15 protein-coding genes are annotated in these 13,814 nt (G+C 43.0%); 2 read left to right on the forward strand and 13 right to left on the reverse strand.

What is annotated here, in order from left to right:
- Position 1: 1 nt before the first annotated feature.
- Complete coding sequence (locus AOX59_RS08180) at positions 2-163, reverse strand: hypothetical protein (protein WP_169792836.1); 162 nt, start codon at positions 161-163, stop codon at positions 2-4.
- A 736-nt stretch (positions 164-899) separates the two neighbouring features.
- Here AOX59_RS08180 and AOX59_RS08185 point away from each other — a divergent pair.
- On the forward strand, positions 900-1,436 hold the full coding sequence (locus AOX59_RS08185; protein WP_068444437.1) for a transcription repressor NadR: 537 nt from the start codon (positions 900-902) through the stop codon (positions 1,434-1,436).
- Positions 1,437-1,491: 55 nt separating this feature from the next.
- On the opposite strand, the gene metA is transcribed toward AOX59_RS08185, so the two are convergent.
- Positions 1,492-2,400 (reverse strand): homoserine O-acetyltransferase MetA, encoded by a 909-nt coding sequence (gene metA, locus AOX59_RS08190; RefSeq protein ID WP_068444439.1) that lies wholly within the window; start codon positions 2,398-2,400, stop codon positions 1,492-1,494.
- A 188-nt stretch (positions 2,401-2,588) separates the two neighbouring features.
- Here metA and AOX59_RS08195 point away from each other — a divergent pair, with 188 nt between their 5' ends.
- Entirely contained in the window at positions 2,589-3,446 is an 858-nt protein-coding gene (locus AOX59_RS08195) for a GNAT family N-acetyltransferase (RefSeq protein WP_068444442.1), read from the forward strand.
- 134 nt (positions 3,447-3,580) lie between these two features.
- On the opposite strand, the gene AOX59_RS08200 is transcribed toward AOX59_RS08195, so the two are convergent.
- The 11 genes from AOX59_RS08200 to AOX59_RS08250 all read right to left on the reverse strand — a co-directional run bounded on the left by AOX59_RS08200 (position 3,581) and on the right by AOX59_RS08250 (position 13,625).
- A complete protein-coding gene (locus AOX59_RS08200) occupies positions 3,581-4,582 on the reverse strand; it encodes an LLM class flavin-dependent oxidoreductase (protein WP_068444447.1) in 1,002 nt (333 codons plus the stop codon).
- A gap of 82 nt (positions 4,583-4,664) precedes the next feature.
- On the reverse strand, positions 4,665-5,309 hold the full coding sequence (locus AOX59_RS08205) for a hypothetical protein (protein ID WP_068444450.1): 645 nt from the start codon (positions 5,307-5,309) through the stop codon (positions 4,665-4,667).
- 105 nt (positions 5,310-5,414) lie between these two features.
- Positions 5,415-6,242 (reverse strand): MBL fold metallo-hydrolase, encoded by an 828-nt coding sequence (locus AOX59_RS08210; RefSeq protein ID WP_068444454.1) that lies wholly within the window; start codon positions 6,240-6,242, stop codon positions 5,415-5,417.
- Positions 6,243-6,504: 262 nt separating this feature from the next.
- Positions 6,505-6,891, reverse strand: coding sequence for an ectoine synthase (locus AOX59_RS08215; RefSeq protein ID WP_068444457.1), 387 nt, complete (start codon positions 6,889-6,891; stop codon positions 6,505-6,507).
- A gap of 156 nt (positions 6,892-7,047) precedes the next feature.
- Complete coding sequence (ectB, locus tag AOX59_RS08220; protein WP_068448210.1) at positions 7,048-8,295, reverse strand: diaminobutyrate--2-oxoglutarate transaminase; 1,248 nt, start codon at positions 8,293-8,295, stop codon at positions 7,048-7,050.
- 34 nt (positions 8,296-8,329) lie between these two features.
- Positions 8,330-8,860 carry a diaminobutyrate acetyltransferase gene (ectA, locus tag AOX59_RS08225; RefSeq protein WP_068444461.1) on the reverse strand — a complete coding sequence of 177 codons (531 nt, stop codon included), beginning with the start codon at positions 8,858-8,860 and terminating at the stop codon, positions 8,330-8,332.
- Positions 8,861-9,151: 291 nt separating this feature from the next.
- Positions 9,152-9,874, reverse strand: a complete 723-nt coding sequence (locus tag AOX59_RS08230; protein WP_068448212.1) for an amino acid ABC transporter ATP-binding protein — start codon at positions 9,872-9,874, stop codon at positions 9,152-9,154.
- Positions 9,874-10,533 (reverse strand): amino acid ABC transporter permease, encoded by a 660-nt coding sequence (locus tag AOX59_RS08235; RefSeq protein ID WP_068444463.1) that lies wholly within the window; start codon positions 10,531-10,533, stop codon positions 9,874-9,876. Before AOX59_RS08235 ends, AOX59_RS08230 begins: the two co-directional genes overlap by 1 nt.
- Before the next feature lie 169 nt (positions 10,534-10,702).
- Positions 10,703-11,533 carry a glutamine ABC transporter substrate-binding protein gene (locus AOX59_RS08240; protein WP_082684159.1) on the reverse strand — a complete coding sequence of 277 codons (831 nt, stop codon included), beginning with the start codon at positions 11,531-11,533 and terminating at the stop codon, positions 10,703-10,705.
- Positions 11,534-12,314: 781 nt separating this feature from the next.
- A complete protein-coding gene (locus tag AOX59_RS08245) occupies positions 12,315-13,295 on the reverse strand; it encodes an NAD(P)H-quinone oxidoreductase (RefSeq protein ID WP_068444467.1) in 981 nt (326 codons plus the stop codon).
- A gap of 81 nt (positions 13,296-13,376) precedes the next feature.
- Positions 13,377-13,625, reverse strand: a complete 249-nt coding sequence (locus AOX59_RS08250) for an atypical membrane-integrating protein (Mistic protein) (protein WP_156418662.1) — start codon at positions 13,623-13,625, stop codon at positions 13,377-13,379.
- Between the last annotated feature and the right edge of the window lie 189 nt (positions 13,626-13,814).

Below are 13,814 nucleotides of genomic sequence, written 5' to 3' on the forward strand. Positions count from 1 at the left end.
CTTACTTCCCCCAATCCTTTGTGACCATTATATTGGCGATGATTATTAAAATACCGATGATCCCCCATACAAAAAAGCTTCCATACCAGGCCTGAACACCTGATAGAATCGTATATGGAAGAATATAAGCTGCCAGGATCAATACAACAATCAGTATCCCCAACCTATTTTTGATGTGTGTTTTTCCATATAGGTTCCCTCTCCTTTTATGTGAAATATTGAACATAGTGAAGTTTTTTAAAAGCTGCTTTCTAAAAGGTTGTTGTTTATGACACAAAATCCATAAATTGCGACGTACTGTCTCATTTGATCATTTGGGAATAGCTTTCTGGCGACGCAGCTGGAATATACTCGCTTTCCGTGGGCTCACCACGAGCCTCCTCGTGAGCAAAAAACGCTCACTGCGGGGTCTCTTAGGCTCGCTGTCCCACAGGAGTCTCGCATATTCCAGCTGCTGCGGAGGTGTTCATATAAAATCTCTAATAAAGCAACAGAAAGCCATTTTGAGCGCAGGCAATATACGAAGACTCCTATGGGAACAGCACGTGTCCGAAGACCCCGCAGGAAAGCGGTCTTTATTTTCCGAGGAGTCTGAGGCCGTGCCCATGGAAAGCGAAGTATATTGCCGGAGCGTCTTTAAGCACTATCGGTAAACAGAATGAGAATTTTCATTGTGTCGCAGTTTACATCAACCGTGAAGGTTATAGAGCAGCAAAGTTCACGAAAAGTGTCTTAAGATAACAGCTCGTCCAAAGATTTCCGGCAAAATTAACTTTACATATGTCTTTACACATATAATTACATATGTCATGAAATAATTCAAGAACTTTTTAATAGTGAATGTAACAAGGCTGATGATTTGATATAATTGAGAAAAAGATAAAATTGAGGTGCTGGACGTGGAAGAACAAAACAAAGTGTTCGGTGAAAAGCGGCGCCATATGATTCTGGACTTGCTGAAGGAAAGCAGTGACCCTTATTCCGGCAGCATTTTAGCACAAAAAATGAATGTGAGCCGGCAAGCGATTGTACAGGATATCTCCCTTTTGAAAGCAAAAGGTGAACCGATTATCGCTACCAGCCGCGGATATGTTTTTAATGAAGAAAGCAGCGAACCTGAAAAATACTCACGCATCATTGCGGTCTCCCACAAGCTTGAGGAAACGGCGACTGAGCTCTATACACTCGTTGATTGCGGCGTCACGATCCGCAATGTGATGGTTGAGCATCCGATTTACGGGGATCTGACAGGCTCACTAATGGTTAAAAACCGGCTTGACGTCGATGCATTTTTGCATGAGTTGAATCAGACCGGCGCATCACTTCTCGCCAATCTGACCGACGGCGTGCATTTGCATACCATTGAAGCTGACACCGAAAGCCAGCTTGATAAAGCATGTCAGATGCTAAAAAACGAAGGCATTTTACTGCAATAAGTACTAAAAAAAGCTGCAAACCTCACTTACAGAGGCTTACAGCAAAATCCCTAATCTAATCCCATTCAAATGGCGTCTCCTGATAAACATAATAGTTGAGCCAGTTGGAAAACAGTAAATGACTAGATGAGCGCCATTTGTGAGGCGGATCATTTGTCACATCATCATTTGGAAAGTAATTTTCCGGAATAGCCGTTTCAACACCCCTGCTGTGATCGCGCTCATATTCCTCAGCAAGCGTTGTCGCGTCATATTCCATATGCCCGGTGATCATGATGTTTTTGCCATCGTCTGACATGATGATAAACGGGGCCCCGTGTTCGGAAACTGACAAAAGTGTCAAATCCGGACTGGCTTCAATCGCTTCTCTCGACACACTTGTATACCGTGAGTGCGGCGCATGAAAAATATCGTCAAAGCCGCGTACAAGTTTAACCGTATGGTCGGAAATTTGATGCTCATAAATACCAAAGTACTTTTCAGGCAGCTCATATTTTTCGACACCATAATGATAATACAAGCCGGCCTGAGCCCCCCAGCATATGTGCAGCGTCGAGGTAACATTGGCGGCAGCCCAGTCCATAATCTCCGTCAACTCATCCCAGTAGGCAACATCTTCAAATTCCAGATGTTCAATTGGCGCCCCTGTAATGATTAGCCCATCAAAACGGCGATTTTTGGCTTCATTAAATGTCGTATAAAAATTTTCCAGATGATGCGGGCTCACATGCGTCGGACGATGTGTGGCGGTTCTGAGAAAACTGATGTTGACCTGTAGCGGCGTGTTTCCCAATAACCGCAGCAACTGTAATTCCGTCCGCTCTTTTTCCGGCATCAGATTCAGGATTAATATATTAAGAGGACGGATATCCTGCGTCCGCGCCCTGTCTTCATCCATAACAAAGATTTTTTCCTGCTTTAAAGCATCACTGGCAGGTAATTCTTGTGACACATTGATTGGCAACTGACACCATCTCCTCTATAAATTTATGTGAACAGCCTCATTTAAATATATCATCCATTATAGAACGCTAACAGACCAGTGGCAACCCATCCTGTTAGAAAATTTGGGCATCAGACTAAAATAGTTAACGATTGTCTGATCTTCTGTTAATCTGTTATTTGAGAAAATATTCAGGGAGTGTGCGCCAAATGAACAAGACAATCCGAATCCTGAACGAAAACGACTATCCTTTTTATGAAGAAATGGACACGGGGATTGAATTTGATTATGTCGGACGTATTTTTGATAGACTGGCAGCGGGTAACAACCGGCTATATGGGTTGTTCCTTGATGATCAATTAGTCAGTGTCGGCGGATACTCGATTTATGCCAAAAGTTATGCCATGCTTGGGCGGTTAAGAAGCGACTGCCGCTTTCTGGGAAATGGCTTTTCCACGGTAGTCATGTCTCATGTGCTGAATGAGGTCCTGAAACTCGATGGCATCCAGTGGGTGGGAGCCAATACACAGGAACATAATATGTCGGCACAGCGGGTCCTTGAAAAAATCGGTCTCACGCCTCGTATAACACTGCACGGGGCCCTCACAAAAGATACATCAGCACTTGAATCCGGCGCCGAGCCTTGGACACCTGTCACAGACCTCGAGCGCAAAAAAGAATGGGTCAGTCAGGCCTACATTCAGACAGGCGCCATTTTTCCGTATGAATGCTATTACCCATTCCCCGGCTCAGCAAATCTATTTCAGGAAGACGACCTGAAGCAATGGTCTTTTTTCGAAAACGCGGACAAAACACGCTTTGTCATCACCAAGTATGATCAGAAAAAACACCATTACTTGCACGCTGTCTATTTGTGGGATGATATCACCTCACAGCCGGGGTTATGGGAGACAATCGCCAATGATTACCGAAAACTTTTGCGTCAGACAGATGATGAGACTTACATATGGATGGATCTGACGAAAGAAGAGGCAAAGAAACTCCCGGACAACCACCAGTTTAAGCTTCCATCGCCCTGGGTTTTGTATGGCATGGAAAAGGCTTGATTCTGACGACTGACAGATTGTATCGCAAAACAAAAATGACTATCAAATCATAGATTGATTTGATAGTCATTTCTTATTGATATGAATGGGTTTTTATTAAAAATCATCTTAAATTTGCATATAGATTCAATAGCTTAGAACCAGAGGTCAGCGAGCATTTCCATCGACCGCTTCCTATCTTCCGGATCGTAAGTGTATGTCACAACAATTAGTTCATCCGCCCCACTGTTCTCAGTAAATTCTTCCAATTTCTTACGTACTGTTTCCGGTGAACCGACCGCTTTGACGCTAAACATCGATTCTATAAGTGCCCTTTCCTGTTCTGTTCCTAATTCGTCAGGATCCATAGGTGGCTGCATGAATCGCTGTTTTCCAGTTTGCATATCCAATAACATTTGCTGTGTCGTTGTCCAAAGTTTCTCTGCTTCCTCATCCGTTGGCGCAACAAGTACGTTAATCCCAGCCATGACATAAGGTTCTTCAATTTGTGCCGTTGGTGCCGTCGATTTGAATGTCGAACGATACAGATCAATCTTCTCTCGATAATTGTCCGGTGTGAAATGTGAGGCAATGGAAAAAGGTAAACCCAGTTGACCGGCAATCGAGGCGCCATTCATACTTGAACCTAAGACCCACATTGGTACATTCGTGCCTGTCCCTACATTAGAGGTTACTGGTGTACTATGCCCCAAGCCCTCATCACTGAACCATCCGATGAGATCATAAATAGAATTAGCAAAAGATTGGGGGTCACCACCTGAATGAGTAAGCAGCTGAGCCGTCTGAGCATCGGTGCCTGGTGCCCGTCCGAGGCCTAAATCAATTCTACTAGGAAACAATTGTGCAAGTGTGCCAAAGTTCTCAGCTACCTGCAGCGGAGCATGGTTGGGCAGCATAATACCACCAGAGCCAACACGAATTTTTTCCGTCACCTTTGCAGCCTGGGCAATCAGGATGGAAGTTGCCATGGATGCCAAATTTTTCGAATTATGGTGCTCTGCAAACCACAGCCTCTTAAACCCGAGCTTATCTATCAATTGAGCCGCTTCCAAAGCTTGCTCTATTGCTTCACTTTTCGTTTGTCCTTCTGATACACCGACAAGATCAAGCACGTTTAATGGTATATGTTTTGTCATTTTATTCACCTCTATATCATTTTTCCGTATCGTCTATTGGCTTCGTTCTCAACATTATTGTAACAGATAAGCAATCCATACATCACTTCAATGAACTGGACGGGAAAAGTGTATACGACCACGAATACAAAAAATCAACCGCAAAAACGATCCCCCAGACCATACCGATCCCATAAACCGTTTCATTCGCATACGGCGAATCCGCTGCAGTACCGGATTCAACCCATGAAAAATCAGTCAAATACCTCAGCAGTTCTTCAAAACTGTCCGTTCCATTAGTCCAAAATATACATTGAACCACGGCAAAAACAACTAAATGTGCTGTCGAACTCCAGCGGTATTTTTTTGCGATAAACTTAGGGTCTTTATTCCGTTCCATAATGCGGTAGTCTTTATCAGTTAACAATTCCACACCGCGCCACCGGCCAATTGTTTTCCGCATCCAGCGATCTAATTTCAAAAAATCAACAATCCCAAACGTACAGGCATATAGAACAAAAACCGTGATGATAATCTGAAATGTTGAAATCTCCCCGGTTTCCCGATAAATCAGGATGGCTAGTACGGCCTCAATGCCCAACAAAATAAGAAATCCAAATAAAAATAATCGACTCAACCGGTACTTGCCAAAAAGATACCTGATAACCCCAAAAAAGAGCAGTACTGCTACCGACAGCACTTCAATTGTAATAAAAATCTCCCATTGGTATTTAATCAACAATTCCATTCCTTTGCCCCACCTATTTCTAACTTGTTTTTAAATAGCCTATTAAAGTTTTCTGATCAGAAACTCAGTTCACTCTTGCATAATCGTCAATTTACTCCCTGCTTACTACCCGGTTATGTCTCCAACTTCATCATGAAGGATTGATCGTACGATATGTAGTGAATCCCATTCCCCGGATGAAATCAGTGTTATCGGGTATTTCTTTTTAAACGTCATTGCCCAAATCTCTTGTTCATGATAACCCTGCATTTGGAGTGAGCGAATTTCAAACTGCAATTCTTTTAAATAATGAAGTTTATTTGTTAAGGCGTCCCGGCCATCTTCCACGTAGCCTGCATGACAGCAGAACAGTTCGCCAAAATCATAGGTCAATGTTCTTTCAATCGAATTAATGATCGTTGGCACGCTTTCTTCACGCAATATAAGTTTTGTTTTGGGTTGGACATAGAGATCACCGGAAAATAGTTGGCCTGTTTCCCGGTTCAAAAAGGATAAATGATCCTTTGCATGGCCCGGTGTCTGAATCACGTCCCAATTTGCCTTCCTCGAAGTAAAGGCCTCACCGATTGGATTTGCCTTGAACGGTTGTCTTCTTCCCCAGAATAATTGACGGTACAATGGATAATTCGCCTTTTGTGCACATTCTGCTATCGTCATATCATTCATATAAACAGGCCAGTCATACTTCTTCTGCAAATAGCCGGCCCCGCCTGTATGATCTTCATGGAAATGAGTGATCATCACTTTATCAACATCAGCTTGCGCAAAGAAGGGTTTGAACGCTTTTAATAATGACCTGGAACCGGTATCAATTAAGACACCGTCAACAGCAAAACAGTAAACATTCATCTTAACATTCCTTAAGGACACCCAACCATTAACAAATTGGACGTTCCCCCATTCACCCATCACAGCTGTCTTCTCTAAAAACATATGTCCCGTCCTCTCTATAAATTCGTAATGCGCTAATCTGTCTTCAGTTTCGCTTTATCCCGCATGTAATGGTCAGTAACCCACCAGAAAACGGTGGCTAACTGTCCCTAAATGTCCGATTCGGCTCTACTAACAATCAGCGGGGGAAAGCACCCCGCTGATTGAAGTTTCGCTTTAACAGAGCTAAAAGTCAATATTTTTGACAAACAAAAACCCGGATTATGGATAATCACCATAATCCGGGCTAATGAACCTAAACCATTTATTCGGTCAATAGCGGGTAATAGCCTTCTTCGTTGTGTGTCTCTCTGCCGACAAGCGGCGGGTTGAAGACACACACCATACGCATTTGTGTTTTGGCACGCAGGATATGTTTGTCATTTTCATCCAACAGATACATCGTCCCTGCTTTAATATCATAGACATCGCCATTTTCCACTTTTTCAATGGTACCTTCCCCCTCGATGCAGTAGACTGCTTCGATATGGTTTTTGTACCAGAAATAGTTTTCCGTTCCGGCTTTAATAATCGTATCGTTCATACTGAAGCCGACACCGTCTTTTTTTAGGATAAAACGGCGGCTTGACCAATTCTCATCATAAGTTTCGTCTTCTGTTCCAATTAAATCTTCAAGTGATTTTACGATCATTTGCTGTCCCCTCTTTCATGTTTTTTGCTGAATTGAACTCATATTTAGCGGTACATTCCCGTACCCGTTCAAACAAAGAAAACGTAAAAATTTCGCATTAACGTTTCATATGTAAGAGTCATTCAGCAGAGAATATCACTCTGCTGGAATGACGTATTATTTGCCAAGAACTGTTTTGATGCTTTCATCCAAAATTGCCAGTCCTTGTTCAAGACCATCCTTATCTATAATAAGTGGCGGCAGGAATTTGATAACCTCATCATCCGGGCCGGACGTTTCAACAATAAGACCGCGATCGAATGCTTCAGCACAAATGTCATCAGTTGATTGATGTTTGCCGATCGCAATTCCCTGCATCAGACCTCTGCCGCGATGATGGGCATCAAGTTCAGGATACTTCTTGACCAGATCCTCAATACCCTTTTGCAGCACGTCACCTTTTTCCTTGATAGCTTTACTGAACGCATCTGTTTCCCAGAATTTCAATGCTTCTGTTGCACCAATGAACGCCAGGTTGTTTCCACGGAACGTGCCGTTATGTTCACCCGGGCCCCACTGATCGTATTCCGGCTTGATCAATGTCAGAGCCAATGGCAAACCGGCACCGCCAATTGATTTGGACAAGCAGACGATATCCGGATCGATTTCCGCCGGCTCAAAGCTGAAGAATGTGCCGGTCCGGCCGCACCCTGCCTGAACGTCATCGACAATCAGGAGAATGTCCCAACGCTTGCAAAGTTCATCCACTTTTTTCAGCCATTCCATACTGGCTGCGTTAATGCCGCCTTCACCCTGGACCGTTTCAAGGATAATCGCTGCCGGCAGAGCTACACCGCTTCCTCTGTCTTCCAGAAATCTCTCCAGATAAGCGATTGTATTTTGATCTTCCACATAATCATCAAATGGCATTGACACCGAATGATGCAATGGGACACCCGCACCATGACGCTTAAATGAGTTAGCCGTCACAGACAGTGAGCCGATTGTCATGCCATGAAATGCGTTTGTGAAGCTGATAACCGTATCACGTCCGGTTACTTTACGGGCGATTTTTAGTGCGCTCTCAACTGAATTCGTGCCTGTTGGCCCCGGGAACATGACTTTATAATCAAGGTTACGAGGCGCAAGAATGGTTTCCTTAAATGTCTCAAGAAACGTTTTTCGTGATGTTGTTCCCATATCAAGGCTGTGGAGAATACCGTTGCCCTGAATATATTCAATCATTTTTTCCTGAATGCCATCATCATTGTGACCATAATTCAAGGCCCCTGCACCAGCAAAGAAATCAATATATTCTTTTCCATCAGTATCCCATATTTTGTAACCTTTTCCTTTTTCAAAAACAGTCGGCCAGCCTCGGCTGTAACTCCTTACTGTTGATTCCAGTTCTTCAAATGTTTTCATTTTGTCATGTTCAATTACTGTTGTCGTCACTATTTCACCCTTCCACCGTAATTTTTTCTTTTTGAATAGGTCCTATCTTAAACAATAGCTCATCTTCATGACCTTCTTTTGGAAAATCATCAGATGTAAAATAGTCATGGATTACACATTTTGTATTTAATTTTTTCGCAAGCCCTTTGAATAATTGCTGTGAAGCTGTATTCGAAGGCGAAACTGTCGCCTCTACATGATCAACTTCTTCGCAACCTTCGCGCTTAAGCAGCTGATACAGCATTCTGGTTGCTAATCCATTTCCGCGTTCAGATTCATCAACCGCCACTTGCCAGATGAAGAGCGTATCAGGTTGGTCAGGATGAATAAATCCTGAGATAAAACCGACTGTGTTCCCTTCCCGCTCAACCACGATTGATGTTTCGGAAAATATTTGACACCACATCAGGTAGCTATATGATGAATTAAGATCCAGAACGCCTGTATGTTTAATCAACTCCCAAACGTTTGCTCCGTCCTCTTTAGCTGGTTTGCGAAAATAATGTTCCCCTTCTTGTTCCTTTGTTTTCGTCATGACACTGTTACTGCCGTTTAAGATGTTTCCACCTCCTAAGATTTTAAAAAAACATTCTTATTAAGAATAAAGAGAATTAAGCTATTCGTCAAAACGGAATAATCGTTATGACACATCTTTAAACATGTTCAATCGGTGTTTGCTCGATAAAACCCCGTCTAAAGTAAAAAAAGCTCCCAAATAAATCGAAATAGACGGACATCTAAACTTACAGGAAAATGAATTCCTCAGTTCCAATCAAAAAAGACAGGCCACTGAAGCCTGTCTTTAAGCCATTCATGACACTTTTCTCTATAAGATTTTACGCAGAAATTCCTGAGTGCGCTCTGACTGTGGATTCGAAAATAGTTCTTCCGGTTTATTTTCTTCAACAATGACCCCTTCATCCATAAATAGAACACGGTCACCGACTTCGCGGGCAAATCCCATTTCATGTGTCACAACAAACATGGTCATCCCTTCGTTGGCAAGCTGTTTCATAACTTCCAACACTTCTCCGACAAGCTCAGGGTCCAAGGCTGATGTCGGTTCATCAAACAACATCATCTTAGGCTCCATCGCCAGGGCACGGGCAATTGCTACGCGCTGTTGCTGACCGCCGGATAATTGCTGGGGATACTCGTCAGCTTTTTCAGCCATTCCGACTTTTTCCAGCAATTTCAGACAACGTTCGCGTGCTTCCTCATTTGAAAGTTTGCGCACCTTTTGGGGAGCAAGCATCAGATTCTCTATGACTTTTTTGTGCGGGAACAGGTTGAATTGCTGAAATACCATTCCCACTTCTGTGCGGACCGAATTAATATCAGTTTTAGGATCACTTAAGTTGTTGCCGTCTACGATAACTTCACCGCTTGTAATGGGTTCGAGCATATTTAAACAGCGCAGGAACGTACTTTTCCCCGAGCCGCTCGGTCCAATAACACAGACAACTTCAGACGGCTCAATCGAGCAATCGATGCCTTTTAGAACTTCTGTCTTGCCGAAACTCTTGTGTAAATCTTTCACTTCAATCATCAAGTATCCAGTCTCCTTTCAAGTCGCTGAAGAACAAAGGATAACGTCAGCGTTATAGCAAGATAAAAGACAGCGACTGTCGTATAAATTTCAACGGCGTTAAAATGGTTCGCTGCAATCAAACGTCCCTGGAAAATCAATTCCGGAACGAGGATGACAGATAAAAGCGATGTATCCTTAATACTTATGATAAATTGATTGCCAAGCGGCGGAATCATCCGCTTAAACGCCTGTGGCCAAATGATATAGCGCATCGCCTGCCCCTGGTTAAGGCCAAGCGAACGGCCAGCTTCCATTTGCCCCTTATCAATCGACTGCACGGCGCCCCGCACAATTTCAGCTATGTAAGCTCCGGAGTTTAATGCGATTACAATAATACCTGCTACCACTGATTCTATTTCAAACTGAATAATAAGCGGCAGCGCAAAATAAATCCAGATTGCTTGAACCAGAACCGGCGTGCCGCGAATGGTCTCAATAAAGACAACAGATATATACCGGATAATTTTTATTGGTGAAATGCGTCCCAGACCAAAAATAGCCCCTAGAATAAACCCAATAAGAAGACCAACGACAGATATTAATAACGTATAATATAAACCAGTGAATAACTGCGGGAAAAAGTCAATGACACTTGCAAAATCAAATCGTCCTATCATTCAATCACCTTCCTCTAATACCAGACTTACCGCTCATGTGCAGACGAAAGTCATAGCTGTACTTATACAATTTTTGTGTATCAAAACAGAAGAACTAAGGCCTATCAATACTAATGGCGATAAGCCTTAGTTCTTTTAAAAATTGATGATCCCACATGGTGCTCGTTAATTATTCAGATTGTTCACCGAACCACTTTGCATATATCTCATCATATGTGCCATTTTCTTTAAGTGTAGCCAGGGCATCATTGATCGCTGTCACCAATTCTTCCTGACCTTTGGAAATAGCAATACCATAATCTTCAGCCTGATACAGGTCACCGACTACTTTCAGGCCGTCACCTGTCGTTTGAATATAGTAGTTAACGTTTGGTGCATCATACAGAACCGCATCAGCACTACCGTTCTCAACTGCTAAATAAGCCTGGTCAAGCTGTTCAAACTGACTTGGATCGGCGTTATCAATATTTTCTTCAATATAGGATGCACTTGTTGAACCAAGACGGGTGGCAATTGTTTTCCCTTCAAGGTCCTCAATACCTTGTATATCTTCGTTTTCCTCTGGTACACCGATTGCCAGACCTGATTCATAATATGGGTCACTGTAGTCGATTTTCTCTGCGCGTTCTTCAGTGATACTGATACCGGCTATCGCAATATCGAATGAACCTGTCTGCAGCCCCGGAATAATGCCATCAAAGTTTGTCACTTCCAGTTCGATGTCAAATCCCGCTTCATCGGCTATGGCATTAATCAAGTCGATATCAAACCCGACATATTCCCCATCTTCTTTGAATTCGAACGGTACAAATGACGAGTCCGTCGCAACCACATATGAATCTTTTAATTCACTGCTTTCACCTGAGTCATCACCGCTGTCGCCACCACTATCACCTGATCCATCGGCCTCACCACCATCAGATCCGCAAGCTGCCAAGAAGCCAATCAAAGCAAATAAAAGTAAAACGATACTTAGTTGTTTCCATCTTTTTTTGAACACTAAAAATCCCCTCCTCTTAACATTTCTACTTGTCCACCTTAAGACAATATTACCACAAAACACATTATTTAGAAAATTGATTATTTGTTGATTTAAAAAGCATCTACCCAATATAGCCGGTCTGTATGCGCTTATACGCGAAAATAATCATCGTTACGCCAAAATACTCGTGATTTAATGTTTTTAAGCACCCAGTCGTTTTGCATATAGCGGCTGAATTGATAATATATTGTCTTTTTTAAACGTTCTTATTTGTTTGCGTGTGAAACAAAAAGCTTTCACTGTCGTTTCGCTGATACTCCTTACCTGAATAACTCTGTGACTTGTCTGGTAATGGCTGTTGAGGTATATCATTTCGAGTTTACGTCGCGTTTGCACTGCTTTTAATAGCAAACGGTCCAAAAAAACCACCCTTAATAGGAATTATTGTTCGTATTGTGCCGTGCGCTTCGAATAGAAACAAGGGTTCAAATTATCATAAGAATTGATTCCATAAAAAAAGCTGTGAACCTTTTAATTAAGTTCACAGCTTTTGTATAGTAAAAATTGAAAGCCCTGTTTCCGCTTAACGGAAGGCACGCCCGGCTAAAGGGCTGAATCGCGCGGTGTTGAGTGCATTTCGCGTAGTGTGCGGAGTGTTTCGCGCGGTCCTTCTGTGATTTCGCGCGATCATCCTAAAAATTCGCGTAGTCCGCACGTGATTTCGCGCGGTCACCGCCTCAAATCGTGCGACCCGCTCAATAAGACTAAAGCCCTTCACTCATCGCTGTCAGACTAATCGTTATTCATTCATGCTCAACAAAATCTTTCCGATGTTCTGGTTGTTTTCCATGTGTTGATGGGCCTGGTTTGCTTTTCTCCCCGGAAATATTGTGTCAATAATAGGCCGAACAGAGCCTTTATCCATATACGGGATGACGGTTCGGGCGAATTCACTGCTCAGCTCCGCTTTATACGCATCAGTACGAGGCGTGAGCAATGTGCCTGTCAGCTGAATATAGTTGGACATGAGTGACATTAAGTTTACGTTTTCCAATTCAGCGCCGCCAAGGACTCCGATCAGCACCCAGCGTCCGCCCTTTTTGATGCTTTTCATATTTTTATCCCAATAATCAGCACCGATGAAATCAAGGATTAAATCAACGCCTTCATTGTCCGTTGCTTTTAGAACTTCTTCGTCAAATGCCTGTTCTTTATAGTTGATGGGCACATCAGCGCCAAGCTCCCGACAGAAAGTTAACTTCCGCTCCGATCCGGCTGTGACAATCACTTTCGCCTCAGAAAGCTGTTTTGCTAATTGGATCGCTGCCGTTCCAACGCCACTTGCGCCAGCATGAATCAGAACAGTTTCGTGTTGTTGCAATTTCCCGATCCAATAAAGTGTCTGGTAAGCTGTCAAAAACACTTCAGGAATCGCAGCTGCTTCAGCAAACGAGAGTGAGGACGGAATTTTCATCGCACGGTCTGCCGGCATGGCAACATATTCAGCGTAACCGCCTCCGTTCACAAGCCCCATGACCCTGTCACCCTCTGCAAATGATTGGTGGCCATTTGCATCAGCGATCGTCCCCGCTGCTTCCACACCTAAAATTGGATTGACCGCATAACCGGACTTCCCTTCCCTGTTCAAAATATCAGTCCGGTTCACGGCCGCATGGTCGACTTTTACCAGCACATCCCCGGCACCGATTTCAGGTTTTGGCATATCTGTTAATTCCATCTCATTCCGGTTATTTCCTTCTTTAACGACGATCCCTTTCATAGAATAAACGCCCCCTGCTTTTTAATGATACATATAGCGTGACATATCGCTGAACTTTGAAGCAATCCCAGTCAGGCCTGTTCACCCTTCATCTTCCGTTTTAACATCATTGAGGTCAAGCCAGGAAAGCATTTCGTAAACGACGGTATTAATTTTTTTATCGACCATGTCACTGCCATATTTCAGTTTAGCCCGTTCGATATTTTGCAAAACTTCCATACTATAGTTGATAACCGGTTTATCATCTTCAAGATTATTGAACAAATCAAGAATTTCATCCAAGGCTTTATCAAAACGTTTTGTTTCAGTATCATTAGCTTTCATCATCATCACCTGACATTAGTCTGTCCAAAGTGAAGCCGGGACAAAATTGTTTTTATTAAAGAAAAACCCGAATTAACTAAAATTGTAGTTGGTGCATATAAACCGATCCGGAAATATACTTCGCTTTCTACGGGCGGCTGGCGCGCCTCCACTAAAGCGATGTACCACTCATCTTTAAAATTGGTCATTTTAGTT

This window comes from Lentibacillus amyloliquefaciens, assembly GCF_001307805.1.
In the GTDB taxonomy this organism is placed as follows: Bacteria; Bacillota; Bacilli; order Bacillales; family Amphibacillaceae; genus Lentibacillus; species Lentibacillus amyloliquefaciens.